The organism is Actinoplanes sp. NPDC048988, assembly GCF_043197815.1.
Classification (GTDB): Bacteria; Actinomycetota; Actinomycetes; order Mycobacteriales; family Micromonosporaceae; genus Actinoplanes.
The window spans coordinates 146601-163903 of record NZ_JBICTW010000008.1; the positions used below are offsets into that span (position 1 = coordinate 146601).

Annotated in this window: 14 protein-coding genes; 13 read left to right on the plus strand and 1 reads right to left on the minus strand. The window is 69.9% G+C overall.

From position 1 onward, the window contains the following. Position 1: 1 nt before the first annotated feature. Positions 2–709 (minus strand): maleylpyruvate isomerase family mycothiol-dependent enzyme, encoded by a 708-nt coding sequence (locus tag ACGFJ7_RS25265; RefSeq protein WP_360259363.1) that lies wholly within the window; start codon positions 707–709, stop codon positions 2–4. Positions 710–898: 189 nt separating this feature from the next. Here ACGFJ7_RS25265 and rsgA point away from each other — a divergent pair, with 189 nt between their 5' ends. From rsgA to secG, 13 genes are all read left to right on the plus strand, one after another. Then, a complete protein-coding gene (gene rsgA, locus ACGFJ7_RS25270) occupies positions 899–1936 on the plus strand; it encodes a ribosome small subunit-dependent GTPase A (protein ID WP_392644118.1) in 1038 nt (345 codons plus the stop codon). An 81-nt stretch (positions 1937–2017) separates the two neighbouring features. Continuing rightward, positions 2018–3802, plus strand: coding sequence for a hypothetical protein (locus tag ACGFJ7_RS25275; protein WP_392644119.1), 1785 nt, complete (start codon positions 2018–2020; stop codon positions 3800–3802). Positions 3803–3968: 166 nt separating this feature from the next. Beyond that, positions 3969–6917, plus strand: coding sequence for an excinuclease ABC subunit UvrA (uvrA, locus tag ACGFJ7_RS25280; protein ID WP_392644121.1), 2949 nt, complete (start codon positions 3969–3971; stop codon positions 6915–6917). Positions 6918–7101: 184 nt separating this feature from the next. Next, positions 7102–7629, plus strand: a complete 528-nt coding sequence (locus ACGFJ7_RS25285) for a Rieske (2Fe-2S) protein (protein WP_360259372.1) — start codon at positions 7102–7104, stop codon at positions 7627–7629. 97 nt (positions 7630–7726) lie between these two features. Further along, positions 7727–9808 (plus strand): excinuclease ABC subunit UvrC, encoded by a 2082-nt coding sequence (gene uvrC, locus ACGFJ7_RS25290; protein ID WP_360259374.1) that lies wholly within the window; start codon positions 7727–7729, stop codon positions 9806–9808. A 175-nt stretch (positions 9809–9983) separates the two neighbouring features. Then, positions 9984–10886, plus strand: coding sequence for an RNase adapter RapZ (gene rapZ, locus ACGFJ7_RS25295; RefSeq protein WP_360259513.1), 903 nt, complete (start codon positions 9984–9986; stop codon positions 10884–10886). Beyond that, positions 10883–11872: a uridine diphosphate-N-acetylglucosamine-binding protein YvcK gene (yvcK, locus tag ACGFJ7_RS25300; RefSeq protein ID WP_360259376.1), complete on the plus strand. Its 990-nt coding sequence runs from the start codon at positions 10883–10885 to the stop codon at positions 11870–11872. The genes rapZ and yvcK overlap by 4 nt, the downstream gene beginning before the upstream one ends. A gap of 57 nt (positions 11873–11929) precedes the next feature. Next, entirely contained in the window at positions 11930–12910 is a 981-nt protein-coding gene (gene whiA, locus ACGFJ7_RS25305) for a DNA-binding protein WhiA (RefSeq protein ID WP_097322458.1), read from the plus strand. 113 nt (positions 12911–13023) lie between these two features. Beyond that, positions 13024–13602, plus strand: a complete 579-nt coding sequence (locus ACGFJ7_RS25310) for a hypothetical protein (protein WP_392644123.1) — start codon at positions 13024–13026, stop codon at positions 13600–13602. A 315-nt stretch (positions 13603–13917) separates the two neighbouring features. Further along, a complete protein-coding gene (gene gap, locus ACGFJ7_RS25315) occupies positions 13918–14919 on the plus strand; it encodes a type I glyceraldehyde-3-phosphate dehydrogenase (protein WP_360259381.1) in 1002 nt (333 codons plus the stop codon). Next, positions 14916–16118 (plus strand): phosphoglycerate kinase, encoded by a 1203-nt coding sequence (locus tag ACGFJ7_RS25320; protein WP_392644271.1) that lies wholly within the window; start codon positions 14916–14918, stop codon positions 16116–16118. The genes gap and ACGFJ7_RS25320 overlap by 4 nt, the downstream gene beginning before the upstream one ends. A gap of 28 nt (positions 16119–16146) precedes the next feature. Next, on the plus strand, positions 16147–16911 hold the full coding sequence (gene tpiA / locus ACGFJ7_RS25325; RefSeq protein WP_360259517.1) for a triose-phosphate isomerase: 765 nt from the start codon (positions 16147–16149) through the stop codon (positions 16909–16911). Positions 16912–17002: 91 nt separating this feature from the next. Next, on the plus strand, positions 17003–17260 hold the full coding sequence (gene secG / locus ACGFJ7_RS25330) for a preprotein translocase subunit SecG (protein ID WP_360259383.1): 258 nt from the start codon (positions 17003–17005) through the stop codon (positions 17258–17260). Positions 17261–17303: the final 43 nt, after the last annotated feature.

Sequence of the window (17303 nt, forward strand, 5' to 3'; positions counted from 1 at the left end):
GTCACTTCCACCTTGCTGGTTTCGGGAGCTCGCCATCCGGCGAGACGGTCAGGTCGGCGCCGTCGGCCCGGCCGGCCAGCCAGGCCGCCAGCGACTTGGTCGGGCCGCCGATCACCGGCGGGTTGTCGGCGGAGCCGATGCTCAGGGCGTGTTCGATGCCGTACGGGCGCAGTTCCATCGCCGGCCAGCCGGCCGCGGTGGCCTCGGTGACGATCTCACGGAGCAGGCGCAGCGCGAAGGCGTCGGTCCAATCGGCCGGCGTGTAGGACAGGCCCAGGTCGGTGTGGTGCACGGTCACCTCGCGCAGCCGCGCCCACGGCACCGCCGCCGCCGACTGGCCGGTCGGCGGCAGGAAGAACGCCCACGCCTCGGCCGGCATCGCGGCCCCGGCGTCGGCGAACCGGTCGTGGGCGGCGCGGATGTCCTCGAGCTGCTCGCGCAGCGGCCGCCCGGCACCCTCCTGGATGCCCGCCTCGCGGGCCTCGGGTGAGGGGTAGGGCGGGGTTTCCACGCCGGTGCGGGCCCAGGTCAGCAGGTTCACGTACGCGTCGGCGTTACGCGCGACGTGGGTCAGGACGTGCCCGACCGTCCAGCCGGGCAGCAGCGACGCCTGCCCGACCGCCGCCGGGTCGAGATCGGCCGCCGTACGGAGTAACTCCTCGGTGGCTCGGTCCACGTCAGTCAGGAGAACGAGCGGATCCATCGTCACAGGGGAAACCCTATCGGCACGGAATTCGCTTTCGCAGAAGTAGCCGCGACCGTACCGTCGGTGCAGACGCGTCGATCGAGCCCGCGGAGGAGGTGGGGAGCGTGCTGTTCGTTGTGGCGTCCCTTCACCCGGAGGCTCTCGCCTGACCGCCCACCGGCAGGCAAGCTTCCCGTCCCGCAAAGGGTTCCCATGTCGTACGACCTGTCCCAGCTGGGCTGGGACGAGATTTTCGCATCCGCCTACCGTCGTTTCGACCGTTCCGACGCCTCGGCCGGACGCGTCCTGCGCGCCGACCGCGGTGTCTGCACCGTGCTCGACGCCAGCGGCGTGACCCGGGCCAGCCTGGCCGGTGGCGTGCTGCTCAGCGCGGCGAACGATCCGTCCCGCCTGCCCTGCGCCGGCGACTGGGTGGTGTTACGGCACTGGCCCGACCGCCGGGTCACCATCGAGTGCGTGCTGCCCCGGCGGACCACGCTGATCCGTCGCACTTCCGACAAGGACTCCACCGGCCAGGTCCTCGCGGCGAACATGGACACCGTCGCCGTGGTCGAGCCGATCCATCCGGAGCCCGACGACGCCCGGATCGAGCGCCTGCTCGCCCTGGCCTGGGACTCGGGGGCGAAACCGCTGCTGATCCTGACCAAGAGCGACATGACCGCCGATCCGGCGGCCATCGCCCGGCAACTCGCCGAGCTGGCCCCCGGCGTGCCGGTGGTTCCGTTGAGCGTTCGGCAGAAAACGGGGCTTGCCGAGGTACGGGCGTACGTGCGCCCCGGAAGCACCCTCGCGTTGCTCGGCCGTTCCGGTGCCGGCAAGTCGACGCTGGTCAACGCGCTGGCCGGGATGCCCGTCATGCCCGTACAGCAAATTCGTGACGTGGACGGCAAGGGCCGGCACACCACCGCGTACCGAAATCTGGTCCTTCTGCCGAACGGCGGCGCCGTGCTGGACACGCCCGGCATCCGCGGTGTGGGTCTGCTCGACACCGCGGAGGGTCTCGACCGGGCCTTCGCCGACATCGCCGAGCTGGCCGCCCACTGTCGTTTCGGTGATTGCGGGCACGACGCCGAGCCCGGTTGCGCGGTCGTGGTGGCCGTCGCCGACGGCACTCTCGCGCCGCGCCGGCTCTCCTCGTGGCGCAAGCTCAAGCACGAGATCGAGGTCGAATCGGCCCGCCAGAACGCCCGCCTAGCAGGCGCGGCTGGGCAACGGCGACGGCGGCACTGACAAGGAACTGTCGAGGTGAATTGCCTTTAGTCCGGTCAAGGGCGGTGGTGGGGTGGTTGGACGGGCTGCCACAATGCTGCGGTGCAAACGGTGGAACAGGTGGCCCAGGAGCAAGCCGCGGAGACCCCGGCCCGCCGTCGCGGGCCGGCCGATATTTGGGCGTTCCTGAGCTACGCGGTGCTGTCGGTGCTGGTGATGAGCCAGCTCTGGCGCGACCCGAACGGCCGCCTGCTCGCCGGCAACCGGGACGACCACAACATCTTCCTGTTCATGATCGCGCACGCCGAGCGGGTCGTGTTCGCCGGCGAGAACCCGTTCCACTCCAGCCGGCTCAACGTGCCCGACGGCGTGAACATGATGGCCAACACCGCGGTGCTGGCCCTCGGCCTGCCGTTGGCGCCGGTCTCGCACTTCCTGGGCGTCGGCGTCACAGTGGTCCTGCTGATCACGCTGGGCCTGGCCGGCACGGCCGCCGCCTGGTACTGGGTGCTGTCCCGGCACCTGGTGACCAGCCGGGTGGCGGCCTGGATCGGCGGCCTGTGGTGCGGCTTCTGCCCGGCGATGATCTCGCACGGCAACGGCCACGTGAACTTCGTCAGCCAGTACGTGATCCCGTTCATCGTCTGGCAGGCGCTGCGGCTGCGTGAGCCGGGCCGGGCCGTGCGCGGCGGGATCATCCTGGGCCTGCTCATCGTGCTGCAGGTCTTCATCAACGAGGAGAGCCTGCTCTTCACCGCGCTCGCGCTGGGCGTCTTCGTGGTGGCGTACGGCCTGATGGCCCGGACCAGCGCCAAGCGCGACGCGCCGCACATGCTCAAGGGTCTCGGCGTCGCGGCCCTGGTCTCGGGGAGCCTGCTGGCCTACCCGCTGTGGTATCAGTTCTTCGCGCCCGGCAACTACCACGGGCAGCCGTTCGAGCCCGACCACTACGCCACCGACCTGGCCTCGCTGGGCTTCTTCGCGCGGCAGTCGCTGGCCGGCTACGGGGCGCTGACCCGGCACATGAGCGTCAGCGCGACCGAGGACAACACGTTCTTCGGGCCGGTCGGCCTGCTGATGATCATCGTTTCGATAGTGGTGCTGTGGCGTTCGGTGGCGGCCCGGGCCGCCGCGATCGCCGGTTTCGTGCTGCTGGTGATGTCGCTCGGTCCCGAACTGGTGTTCTTCGGTCACCGCACCGGCGTGCCGCTGCCGTTCGCCCTGATCAGCCACGCGCCGGTGATCGACCTGGTGAGTGTGACCCGGTTCGCCATCGTGACCTCGACCATCGCCGGCGTTCTGCTGGCCCTGGCCGCCGACCGGGCCCGCGACTTCCCCGCCAAGAAGCGCCGCCTGTTCCAGATCGGCCTGGTGCTCGCCCTGGTGCCGTTGTTCCCGAAACCGTCGCCGATCGTGCGGGCCGATCCGCTGCCGCCGTTCCTGACCCAGGGCACCTGGAAGCAGTACGTCACCGGCGACCGCACCCTGGTGGCGGTGCCGCTGCCCGACGTCACCACCGGGCGGACCGGCATGCGCTGGGCGACGCTGTCGCACTTCGCCTATCCGACGCCGCGCGGCTACTTCATGGGCCCGGCGAACCCGCCCGAGAACAACACCGGCTCCTGGAGCGCGCCGCCGCGCTTCACCTCCAACGTGCTCTGGCGGGTTCGCGAGTACGGCATCCGGCCCCAGCTCACCGCCGCCGACCGGGCCCGGATCACCGAGGACCTGATCTTCTGGCGGGCCGCCGTGGTCGTCCTCGTGCCGAACAGCCGCAACGGCGACGACCTGCTGGCCACGCTGACCGACGCGCTGGGCCCGCCCCAGCAGGTCGGCGGGGTCGAGATCTGGGACGTACGCTATTTGGCGGTTCCCTCCAAAGAGTGATCTCTCCGCGGGTGAACTGCGGGAATGTGCGCCATCTGGTGGGCGCTGCACTTACTTGGGCCCGCGCTGGGGCAAAGATGTCGTACCCCCTGGCTAGAGTGGCCCCCGGCTCTGCAGCATTCATACACCTGTACGGTTTCGACTCTTTTGCGGGAAAGGCTGGCTGGTGGCCGACCGTTTGACTATTCGAGGCGCGCGCGAGCACAACCTGCGCGACGTCAGTCTCGACCTGCCCCGTGACGCGATGATCGTGTTCACCGGTCTGTCCGGGTCGGGCAAGTCCAGCCTCGCGTTCGACACGATCTTTGCCGAGGGGCAGCGACGCTACGTCGAGTCGCTCTCGTCGTACGCGAGGCAGTTCCTCGGGCAGATGGACAAGCCCGACGTCGACTTCATCGAGGGCCTGTCGCCGGCGGTGTCGATCGACCAGAAATCCACCTCGCGCAACCCGCGCTCGACGGTGGGCACCATCACCGAGGTCTACGACTACCTGCGCCTGCTCTTCGCGCGGACCGGCATTCCGCACTGCCCGATCTGCGGCGAGCGGATCAGCAAGCAGACCCCGCAGCAGATCGTCGACCGGGTCCTGGCCATGGACGAGGGCACCCGGTTCATGGTGCTGTCGCCGGTGATCCGCGGGCGCAAGGGTGAGTACGTCGACCTGTTCGCCGAGCTGCAGGCCAAGGGTTACGCCCGGGCCCGGGTCGACGGCGTGGTCCACCCGCTGACCGAGCCGCCCAAGCTCAAGAAGCAGGAGAAGCACACCATCGAGGTGGTCGTCGACCGCCTCAGCGTCAAGGCGAGCAGCAAGCAGCGGCTGACCGACTCCATCGAGTCGGCGCTGGGCCTGGCCAACGGCATCGTCGTGCTCGACTTCGTCGACCTGCCCGAGGACGACCCGCAGCGCGAGCGGCGCTTCTCCGAGCACCTGGCCTGCCCGAACGACCACCCCCTGGCCATCGAGGACCTCGAGCCCCGGGTCTTCTCGTTCAACGCGCCCTACGGCGCGTGCCCCGAGTGCACGGGCATCGGCACCAAGAAAGAGGTCGACCCTGAGCTGCTGATCCCGGACGAGGAGCGCAGCATCCGCGAGGGCGCGATCCAGCCCTGGTCCGGCGGCCAGACCCAGGAATACTTCCTGCGCCTGCTCGAGGCGCTCGCGTCGAGCGAGAAGTTCAGCATCGACACGCCGTGGCGGCAGCTGCCCTCCCGCGCGCAGAAGACGATCCTGTACGGCTCGGAGGACCAGGTCCACGTCCGCTACCGGAACAAGTACGGGCGTGAGCGCTCGTACTACACCGGGTTCGAGGGCGTGGTGCAGTGGATCGAGCGCCGGCACAACGACACCGAGAGCGACTGGTCCCGCGACAAGTACGAGGGCTACATGCGCGACGTGCCGTGCCCGGTCTGCGGCGGCGCCCGGCTCAAGCCCGAGGTGCTGGCCGTGACCATCGCCGGCAAGAGCATCGCCGAGGTCTGCAACCTGTCCATCGGTGACTGCGCCGACCTGCTGGCCGGCCTCGAGCTCGACGACCGGCAGAAGATGATCGCCGAGCGGGTGCTCAAGGAGATCAACGCCCGGCTGCGCTTCCTGGTCGACGTCGGCCTGGAATACCTCTCGCTCGACCGCGGCGCCGGCACCCTGTCCGGCGGCGAGGCCCAGCGCATCCGGCTCGCCACCCAGATCGGCTCCGGCCTGGTCGGCGTGCTCTACGTGCTCGACGAGCCGTCGATCGGCCTGCACCAGCGCGACAACCACCGGCTCATCGAGACCCTGGTGCGGCTGCGCGACCTGGGCAACACGCTGATCGTGGTGGAGCACGACGAGGACACGATCCGTACGGCCGACTGGATCGTCGACATCGGCCCGGGCGCCGGTGAGCACGGCGGCCAGATCGTGCACAGCGGCTCGGTCGAGGGCCTGCTCAAGAACAAGCAGTCGCCCACCGGCGCCTACCTTTCCGGCCGCAAGTCGATCCCGACGCCGGCCGGCCGCCGCCCGCAGACGCCCGGCCGTGAGCTGGTCGTTCAGGGCGCCCGCGAGCACAACCTGCGCAACCTGACCGTCGGCTTCCCGCTCGGGCAGTTCATCGCGGTCACCGGGGTCAGCGGCTCGGGCAAGTCGACGCTGGTCAACGACATCCTCTACACGGTGCTGGCCAACCAGATCAACGGCGCCCGCATGGTGCCGGGCCGGCACACCCGCATCAGCGGCCTGGAGAACGTCGACAAGGTCGTCGGCGTCGACCAGTCGCCGATCGGCCGGACCCCGCGGTCCAACCCCGCGACGTACACGGGCGTCTTCGACAACATCCGCAAGCTGTTCGCGGAGACGACCGAGGCCAAGGTGCGCGGGTACGGCCCGGGCCGGTTCTCGTTCAACGTCAAGGGCGGCCGCTGCGAGAACTGCTCCGGCGACGGCACGATCAAGATCGAGATGAACTTCCTGCCGGACGTCTACGTCCCGTGTGAGGTGTGCAAGGGCGCCCGGTACAACCGGGAGACGCTCGAGGTGCACTACAAGGGCAAGACGATCTCCGAGGTGCTCAACATGCCGATCGAGGAGGCGGCGGAGTTCTTCCAGCCGATCCCCGCGATCCACCGGCACCTCAAGACGCTGGTCGACGTCGGCCTGGGCTACGTGCGGCTCGGCCAGCCGGCGCCCACCCTGTCCGGCGGCGAGGCGCAGCGCGTCAAGCTCGCCTCCGAGCTGCAGAAGCGCTCGACCGGCAAGACGGTCTACGTGCTCGACGAGCCGACCACCGGCCTGCACTTCGAGGACATCCGCAAGCTGCTGATGGTCCTCAACGGCCTGGTCGACAAGGGCAACACGGTGATCACGATCGAGCACAACCTCGACGTGATCAAGACGGCCGACTGGCTGATCGACATGGGCCCCGAGGGCGGCAGCAAGGGCGGTCTGGTGCTCGCCACCGGCACGCCCGAGGAACTGGCCGAGGTGCCCGAGAGCCACACGGGTCAGTACCTGCGCCACATGCTGGGTCTCGAGGGCAAGGCGGCCGGCTCGTCCGACGCGATCGCCCGCGCGGCCCAGGCCAACGGCACCGCGCCCAAGAAGCGGGCGACGCGAGCCCGCGCGAAGGCGTCCGTGTGAGAGCTCAGCAACGTCTCAGGTGATCCATAGCCAGCGCGCCCGGTCGGGACCTTAGTCTCGACCGGGCGCTGTTATGTGGGTAATTTTCGCCGAACGCCTGAACCCGGGGCCGCCGCGACAGCGTATGTAGATGCGACGCCGCGTGACCCACTCATGCGGAACCAGGCACTGGAGGACAACAGAGATGACTGACGTGCAGACCAGGACCGACGCCGAGCTCAGCACCGAGGAGCCCAACCGTCCCGGTACGGCGTCGACCCGCCGTGTCGTCCTTCTCGGCGCGGGCGGCCTGGGCGCGGCCTGTGTGCTCGCCGCCTGCGGCACGAACGCGTCGAGCACCAACAGCAACGGCACCGACTTCAGCGACCAGCCGGCCCCGGCCGGCAGCGCGGGCGCGCAGAACGACGGCACGGGCAACACGGCCGCCGGTGGCGCCGCGCTCGCGGCCGCCGCCGACATCCCCGAGGGCGGCGGCATCATCAAGGGCGACCTGGTGATCACCCAGCCCGTGGCCGGCACGTACAAGGCGTTCAGCAAGGTGTGCACGCACGCCGGCTGCGACGTCAACAAGATCGACGCCGGGCAGATCTCGTGCCCCTGCCACAACAGCAAGTTCTCGATCGAGACCGGCGAGCCCACCTCGGGACCGGCCACCAAGGCCCTGCCCGAGACCAAGGTCAAAAAGGACGGCGACAACATCGTCGCGGCCTGACCGCCGCTAGCGGAAAGGCCGGAGGTCCGAGCCGTGGCGGCGGCAGCGGACCTCCGGTCGGGTAATCATGTCAGTCCCCCGCACTAGTGTTGAGACCGTGCCAGACCCCTCCAGCTACCGCCCGGCGCCCGGGTCGATTCCCGAGTCGCCCGGCGTCTACCGTTTCCGCGACCCCGGCGGCCGCGTCATCTACGTGGGCAAGGCCAAAAACCTGCGGAACCGGCTGAACTCCTACTTCGCCGACACGTGGTCGCTGCACGCGCGTACCCAGCAGATGGTCACCACGGCGGCCAGTGTGGACTGGGTCACGGTCGGCACCGAGGTCGAGGCACTCCAGCTCGAGTTCAGCTGGATCAAGGAGTTCGACCCGCGCTTCAACGTCAAGTACCGCGACGACAAGTCGTACCCGTTCCTCGCCGTCACCCTCAACGAGGAGTACCCCCGGCTCCAGGTCATGCGCGGCGCCAAGCGCAAAGGCGTGCGCTACTTCGGCCCGTACTCGCACGCCTGGGCCATCCGCGAGACGCTCGACCTGCTGCTGCGGGTCTTCCCGGCGCGGACCTGCTCGAGCGGGGTCTTCAAGCGCGCCGGCCAGATCGGCCGTCCCTGCCTGCTGGGCTACATCGGCAAGTGCTCGGCGCCCTGCGTCGGCACGGTCTCGGCCGACGAGCACCGCGCGATCGTCGACGACTTCTGCGACTTCATGGCCGGGCGCACCGACACGTTCGTCAAGCGGCTCGAACGCGACATGATGCAGGCCTCCGAGGAGCTCGAGTTCGAAAAGGCGGCCCGGCTGCGCGACGACATCGCCGCCCTGCGCCGCGCCATGGAGAAGCAGACGGTGGTGCTCGGTGACGGCACCGACGCCGACGTGGTGGCCTTCTCCGAGGACCCGCTCGAGGCCGCGGTCCAGGTCTTCCACGTGCGCGACGGGCGCGTGCGCGGCCAGCGCGGCTGGGTGGTGGAAAAGGTCGAGGACCTGTCCACCGGCGACCTCGTGCACCACTTCTGCAGCCAGATGTACGGCGGCTCCGAGGGGGAGAACGACGTGCCGCGCGAGCTGCTCGTGCCGGCGCTGCCCGACGACGCCCCCGCCCTGGAGAGCTGGCTGTCCGAGCGCCGCGGCAGCCGGGTCGCGCTGCGGGTGCCGCAGCGGGGCGACAAGAGGTCGCTGATGGAGACGGTGGCGCGCAACGCGGGGGAGTCGCTGCAGCGGCACAAGCTGCGCCGCGCCGGCGACCTGACGACCCGCAGCAAGGCGCTCGACGAGATCGCCGAGGCGCTGGGGCTCGACTCGGCGCCGCTGCGCATCGAGTGCTTCGACGTGTCGCAGATCCAGGGCACCGACGTGGTGGCCTCGATGGTCGTCTTTGAGGACGGCCTGGCCCGCAAGAGCGAGTACCGCCGCTTCGCGGTCCGCGGCAACGCCGACGGCAGCGGCATGGACGACCTGTCGGCGATGAGCGAGGTCATGCGGCGCCGCTTCGCCCGGTTCAAGGCGCAGCCCGGTGCGGACGGGCCTTTGGACAAACCGGAAGAGCCGGCCGACGGCGAGATCGCCACCAGCGAGCTGCCGGGGATCGATCCGCTGACCGGCAAGCCGCGACGGTTCGCGTACCCACCGCAATTGGTGGTTGTCGACGGTGGCCAGCCTCAGGTGAACGCGGTGGCCGCGGTCTTCGCCGACCTGGGCATCACCGACGTGGCGCTGTGCGGCCTGGCCAAGCGGCTGGAGGAGGTGTGGCAGCCGGGGGAGGACTTCCCGGTGATCCTGCCGCGCACCTCCGAGGCGCTTTATCTTCTGCAGCGGGTACGCGACGAGGCGCACCGGTTCGCCATCACGTTCCACCGGCAGCGGCGGTCCAAGCGGATGACGGCGTCGGCGCTCGACAACATCCCCGGCCTGGGGGAGACCCGGCGCAAGGCGCTGCTGCGGCACTTCGGCTCGCTCAAGCGGCTCTCCGCGGCCACCCCGGAGGAGATCACCGAGGTGCCCGGCATCGGGCGGCGTACGGCCGAGGCGGTCCTGGCCGCCCTCATCCCGCCGGCGTCCGAGCCGGCATCCGAAGCACCCGAGATCGACCCCGGCGCGATTCCGCCCGGTGGCGCCGGGCCGACGAAGGCCCGGGCCGGGCGGGTCAACGCGCCGTCGAACAGGTCACACGTGACGCCGACCTGAGTGGTGAGGCGGAACGCGAAAGGGTGACCGGTTGTTGAAGTGACGGGTCCGGTGCACCGGATCGGGTAGTCGACAGCCGTCCGGCCGGTTGGTGCCGGTGGCTTCGGCCTAGGATGTTGTGTCCGCCGCAGGCGCGGGCGCGGGCACGGACGCGGGAGGCGTGGTGACGGAGTCGATGCCGGAGTACGTGGCGGACTCTGATGGGGTTGACCAGGAAGTGACGACCGATCTCGTGATCGTCACCGGGGTGTCCGGCGGTGGCCGCAGTACCGTGGCCCGGGCCTTGGAGAACGTCGGCTTCTATGTCGTCGACAATCTGCCGCAGGCCCTCATGCTCGACATGGCCCAGCTCGCCGTGCAGGCGGGTGGCGCCGCGCGGCGTACGGCAATGGTCCTCGACGTGCGCAGCCGGGCCTTCTCGACCGACCTGACCGGGGCCGTGCACGATCTGCGCGAGCGCGGCTTCAACCCGCGCGTGGTCTTCGTCGACGCCGAGGACGACGTGCTCATCCGGCGGTTCGAGTCGGTGCGCCGCTCGCACCCGCTGCAGGGCGACGGGCGCCTGGCCGACGGCATCACGGCCGAGCGCAAGCTGCTGGCCGAGGCCCGCGAGCAGGCCGACGTGATCATCGACACCAGCCACCTCAACGTCAACCAGCTCCGCCGCCGCGTCGAGGAGCTGTTCGGCGGCGAGGACGTGCGCCGGCTGCGGATCACCGTGCTCTCCTTCGGCTTCAAGTACGGCCTGCCCCCCGACGCCGACTACGTGATGGACGCGCGGTTCCTGCCCAACCCGTTCTGGGTGCCGGCCCTGCGCGACCACACCGGCCTGGAGGAATCGGTCAGCACGTACGTCCTCGACCAGGAGGGCGCGAGCGACTTCGTCAAGACGTACGCCTCGCTGATCGCCGCCACCGCCACCGGTTTCGAGCGCGAGGGCAAGCGCTACCTGACCGTCGCCGTCGGCTGCACGGGCGGCAAGCACCGCAGCGTCGCCATCACCGAGGAGCTCACCGCCCAGCTGCGCGACATGCGGCTCGCGGCCCACTCGTCCCACCGCGATCTGGGGCGGGAGTGACGGCGCGCCGCCCGGTCAAGGTGGTCGCGTTCGGCGGCGGTCACGGCCTCAGCGCCTCACTGCGCGGCCTGCGCCGGGCGAGCGAGGAGCTTGAGCTGGACATCACCGCCGTGGTCACCGTGGGCGACGACGGCGGCTCCAGCGGGCGGCTGCTGGCCGAGCGGGACGCCCTGCTGCCCCCGGGCGACCTGCGCCAGGCGCTGGCCGCGCTGGCCGACGACACCCCGGTCACCCGGCGCACGGCCGACGTCCTGCAGTACCGCTTCGCCGAGATCCCGGCCGGTGGCGAGGGTCCCGACCCGCTCGTCGGGCACGCCGTGGGCAACCTGCTGCTGCTCGGGCTGATGGAGATGCTCGGCGATCCGGTGCAGGCGCTCGACCACGCGGCGGCGATGGTCGGCGCGCGCGGCCGGGTGCTGCCGATGGCCCGCCACGCGGTCGGCATCGAGGCGGACGTGCGCGGTGCCGACCCGGCCCGGCCCGACGACGTGGTCACGGTCCGCGGTCAGCACGCGGTCGCGGTGACCTGCGGTCACGTCGAGGCCGTACGCCTGGAGCCCGCCGACCCGCCGATCTGCGACCCGGTGATCGACGCGATAGCGGCCGCCGACTGGCTGATCTTCGGGCCCGGCAGCTGGTACACGAGCGTGCTGCCGCACCTGATGGTGCCCCGGCTGGCCCGGGCGATCACGGCGAGCCCGGCCCGGCGGCTGGTGACGCTCAACCTGGCCGCCGACAACGAGACCCTCGGCCTGTCGGTGGCCGACCACGTGGCCGCCCTGCACTGGTATCTGCCCGGCCTGCGGGTCGACGCGGTGGTCGCCGACGGCAAGTGGGTGGGCGAGCCGGAACCGGTGCGCCGGGCCGCTGAGGCCCTGGGTGCGCAGCTGATTCTGGCACCCGTGGCCGTTGCGGACGGCAGCGCCAGGCATGATCCTGAGTCGTTGGGCGTTGCCCTGGTGCCAGTATTGGGCGCCGCTCGTTAAGCAGACGCCGAATACGGCATGTTTTGGTGGAAATCCGGCGCATGAGGTGAGCACATAATGGCGATGACGGCAGCGGTCAAGGACGAGCTGAGCCGGGTCGACGTGCCCAAGCCCTGCTGCCGCCGGGCCGAGATGGCGGCCCTGCTGCGGTTCGCCGGGGGCCTGCACATCGTCTCCGGCCGGGTGGTGGTGGAGGCCGAGCTCGACACCGGCGCGGTGGCGCGGCGGCTGCGGCGCGAGATCGCCGACGTGTACGGCTACCCGAGCGAGGTGCACGTGCTGGCCTCCGGCGGCCTGCGCAAGGGCAGCCACTACATCGTCCGCATCGTCAAGGACGGCGAGGCGCTGGCCCGCCAGACCGGCCTGCTCGACGTGCGCGGCCGTCCCGTCCGGGGCCTGCCGCCGCACGTGGTGTCGGCCAACGTCTGCTGCGCGGTGGCCGCGTGGCGGGGCGCCTTCATGGCGCACGGCTCGCTGACCGAGCCCGGCCGCTCCAGCGCCCTGGAGATCACCTGCCCCGGCCCGGAGGCGGCGCTGGCGCTGCGCGGCGCGGCCCGCCGCATCGGCATCACGGCCAAGGAGCGCGAGGTGCGCGGCGTCGACCGGGTCGTCATCAAGGACGGTGACGCCATCGCGGCCCTGCTGACCCGCATCGGCGCCCACGCGAGCGTGCTGGCCTGGGAGGAGCGCCGGGTCCGCCGCGAGGTCCGCGCCACCGCCAACCGCCTGGCCAACTTCGACGACGCCAACCTGCGCCGCTCGGCCCGCGCCGCGGTCGCGGCGGCGGCCCGGGTCACCCGCGCCCTGGAGATCCTGGCCGACGAGGCCCCGAACCACCTCACCTCGGCCGGCCAGCTCCGCCTGGAGCACCGCCAGGCGTCGCTGGAGGAACTGGGCGCCCTGGCCGACCCGCCACTGACCAAGGACGCGATCGCCGGCCGTATAAGGCGTCTGCTCGCCCTCGCCGACAAGCGCGCCCGCGACCTGGGCATCCCCGACACCGAAGCCGCCGTGACCCCCGAGATGATGGCCTGCTGACTTGCTCCACGCCTAGATGCTCCTTGTCAACAGATCATCTTCGCGCCATCCGGGTTTTCGACCACGTTTTTCCTCTTACACAAGCCTTCGAAAACCCGGAAGACTCTCCCGTCATGAGCGGCAACGAGGCCCTCGCACAGAGGGTGGCAACAGTGGAAGATGAGATCACGGACATCCGGCAAGACGCGGCGGAGGTGAGAATCTTGGCAGCCGGTGCGAGCCAGGACGCGAGCGACTATCAATCGTCGCTGAGGCATCATGTCCAACAGCTGAACGCGCTGCGTAAGACGCAGCTCGAGCAGTCCGGGCAGCTCAGGGCGCTCTCCACCGATGTGCGCCATGTTTTCGATGAGGTGAAGAGTCTGCGGGTGACGCAGCTCGACCAGCAGGCCGATCTGGAAAAGCTGGCCGAGGCTCAATTCCGCCAGTGGACCGACATCCAGGAGATCAAGCGGAATCAGCTCAGGCACCACGGGGATCAGAAGGCGAAGATCTCCGACCTCAAGACGGACGTCACGCAGCTCAAGACGGACGTTACGGAGCTCAAGACGGACGTTACGGAGCTCAAGACGGACGTTACGGAGCTCAAGACGGACGTCACGGAGCTCAAGACGGACGTCACGGAGCTCAAGACGGGCATGGCGAGGGTTCTTCAGCTGCTTGAGCGCCGAGGTGACGGCGCGGCCAACTGACCAGCGGTGAGCGAGGGGTCGCCTGAGCGGCCCCTCGCTGTTTTCGCTGGGGAGAAGCGCAGGTTAACGAGGGAGCTTAGTCACGGTTGGGTTGCGCCCCCTGCGTGATGGGCTCAGGGGGCTCGGATAGTGTCTTAGCCGACGGCGACGGTGCCGGCAGCTCGGCCGACCGCGCTGTGCGCCGCCCGTCAGTCGCGGCGCCTCCTCCTGCTGGCGCGGCGGCCGGACGCCCCTTTGCCGGCCCGGGAAACGGTCGGCAACGCAGACCCTCCGCCGGTCGCAAAATCCGGCGGACCGAAACGAGGAGATCCACCTGTGACCATCCGGGTTGGCATCAACGGCTTCGGCCGTATCGGCCGCAACTTCTTCCGGGCGGTTCTCGCCTCGGGCGCGGACATCGAGATCGTCGGTGTGAACGACCTGACCGACAACGCGACGCTGGCGCACCTGCTCAAGTACGACTCGATCCTCGGCCGCCTGCCGTACGAGGTGAAGGCCACCGCCGACGAGATCACCGTGAACGGCAAGACCTTCAAGGCGTTCGCCGAGCGTGACCCCAACAACCTGCCGTGGGGTGACCTGGGCGCCGACGTCGTCATCGAGTCGACCGGCTTCTTCACCGACGCCTCCAAGGCCAAGGCGCACGTCGACCAGGGCGCCAAGAAGGTCATCATCTCGGCCCCGGCCAAGAACGAAGACATCACCATCGTCATGGGTGTCAACGACAACCTGTACGACGGCGCGAAGCACACGATCATCTCGAACGCTTCCTGCACCACCAACTGCCTCGCCCCGATGGCGAAGGTCCTCAACGACGCGCTCGGGATCGAGAAGGGTCTGATGACCACGATCCACGCGTACACCCAGGACCAGAACCTGCAGGACGGCCCGCACAAGGACCTGCGCCGCGCCCGCGCCGCCGCCCTGAACATCGTGCCGACCTCGACCGGCGCCGCCAAGGCCGTCAGCCTGGTGCTGCCGGAGCTCAAGGGCAAGCTCGACGGCTTCGCGCTGCGGGTGCCGATCCCCACCGGCTCGGCCACCGACCTGACCTTCACCGCCGCCCGTGACACCACGGTCGAGGAGGTCAACGCCGCGATCAAGGCCGCCGCCGAGGGCCCGCTCAAGGGCATCCTGGTCTACACCGAGGACGAGATCGTCTCCTCGGACATCGTGACCGACCCGGCCTCCTGCATCTTCGACGCCGGCCTCACCAAGGTCATCGGCGGCAACCAGGTCAAGGTCGTCGGCTGGTACGACAACGAGTGGGGCTACTCGAACCGCCTCGTCGACCTGGTCAAGCTCGTCGGAGCCTGATCTTGAAGACTCTCGACGACCTGCTCGGCGAGGGTGTCTCGGGTCGGCGCGTGCTCGTGCGCGCCGACCTGAACGTCCCGTTCGACAAGGCCCACCCCGGCGTTATCTCGGACGACGGCCGCGCCCGCGCGGTTCTGCCGACGCTGATCGCCCTGCGTGACGCCGGCGCTCGCGTCATCGTCGTCTCGCACCTGGGCCGCCCGAAGGGCGCCCCGGACCCCAAGTTCACGCTCGCCCCGGTCGCCACGCGGCTCGGCGAGCTGCTCGGCGCGCCGGTCGCCTTCGCGTCCGACACCGTCGGCGACGACGCGTCGGCCAAGGTCGACGCGCTCCAGGACGGCCAGGTGCTCCTGCTGGAGAACCTGCGGTTCAACGAGGGCGAGACGTCGAAGGACGAGGCCGCCCGGGCCGCGTTCGCCGCTCAGCTGGCCTCGTTCGCCGACTACTACGTCGACGACGCCTTCGGCGCCGTGCACCGCAAGCACGCTTCGGTGTACGACGTGCCGGCGATCCTGCCGCACTACGCGGGCGGCCTCGTGCTGCGCGAGGTCGAGGTGCTCAAGAAGGTCACCGAGAACCCCGAGCAGCCGTACGTCGTGGTCCTGGGTGGCTCGAAGGTCTCCGACAAGCTCGCCGTGATCAAGGCGCTGCTGCCGAAGGTCGACAAGCTGCTGGTCGGCGGCGGCATGTGCTTCACCTTCCTCAAGGCCCAGGGCCACGAGGTCGGCAAGTCGCTGCTCGAGGACGAGATGGTCCAGACCTGCGCCGACCTGCTCGCGCAGGCCGACGGGCGGATCGTCCTGCCGGTCGACGTCGTCGCGGCCACCGAGTTCTCGGCCGACGCCGACCACGTGACGGTCCCGGTGTCCGAGATCCCGGCCGACCGGCTCGGTCTCGACATCGGCCCGGAGTCGGTGGCGCTGTTCGCCGACGCCATCGGCCCGGCCAAGACCGTGTTCTGGAACGGCCCGATGGGCGTCTTCGAGCTCGCGCCGTTCGCGGCCGGCACCCGGGGCGTCGCCGAGGCCATCACCAAGATCGACGGCTTCTCGGTCGTCGGCGGCGGTGACTCGGCCGCGGCCGTGCGCACCCTCGGCCTGGACGAGAGCGCCTTCGGGCACATCTCGACGGGCGGCGGCGCCTCCCTGGAATACCTCGAGGGCAAGACCCTGCCCGGCATCGAAGCGCTGGAGAAGTGACGTGACTGCGGAAGCTCGCCGGCCGCTGATGGCCGGCAACTGGAAGATGAACCTCAACCACTTCGAGGCGAATCTGCTGGTGCAGAAGCTGGCCGCGAGCCTGTCCGAGCAGCAGCTCACCGATGTCGAGGTGGCCGTGCTGCCGCCGTTCACCGATCTGCGCACCGTGCAGACCGCGGTGGACGGCGACAAGCTGCTCATCGAGTACGGCGCGCAGGACATCTCGCAGCACAAGTCCGGCGCCTACACCGGCGAGATCGCCGGTTCGATGCTGGAGAAGCTCGGCTGTACGTACGTGCTGGCCGGCCACTCCGAGCGGCGTGAGTACCACAACGAGGGCGACGACATCGTCAACGCGAAGGTGAAGGCGGCCTTCGCGAGCGGCCTGACGCCGATCCTCTGCGTGGGCGAGGGCCTGAACATCCGCGAGGCCGGCGGGCACTGCCCGCACTGCGTCGACCAGCTCGACGCCGGCCTGGCCGGGCTCAAGCCGGAGCAGGTCAAGCAGATCGTCATCGCGTACGAGCCGGTCTGGGCGATCGGTACCGGCAAGACCGCGACGCCGGAGGACGCGCAGGAGGTCTGCGGCGCCCTGCGGGTGCGGCTCGTCGAGAAGTACGGCGAAGAGGTCGGCAACGCGGTCCGGATCCTGTACGGCGGCTCGGTGAAGGCGGCGAACATCGCGGCCATCATGGCCCAGCCGGACGTGGACGGTGCCCTGGTCGGCGGCGCGAGCCTCGACGCGGAGGAGTTCGCGTCGATCGCCCGCTTTCGGGAGCACGTAGCCCGCTGAGAAGTTCCTCGTGTGCCCGGGCGCCTCAGGTGTCCGGGCACACGCTATTGTTGGACCGCTGCTGTGCCCTTCGAGAGGAATCGAACCGACCATGCCGATGTGGTTCGCGTACACGATGATCGTGTTGCTGGTGCTCACCAGCATTCTGCTGACCCTGCTCATCCTGCTGCACCGCGGCAAGGGCGGCGGCATGTCGAGCATGTTCGGTGGCGGGGTGACCTCCAGCCTGGCGGGTTCGTCAGTGGCGGAGAAGAACCTCGACCGCTACACCGTGCTCGTCGGTGTCATCTGGTTTGCCGCCATCGTCGGGATGGGTCTCTGGCTGCGCCTGGCGCTGCCCGGCAGTTAGAAGGCCAGCCACGCTTCCTGACGGAGCGTGATAGTCGTAGAAT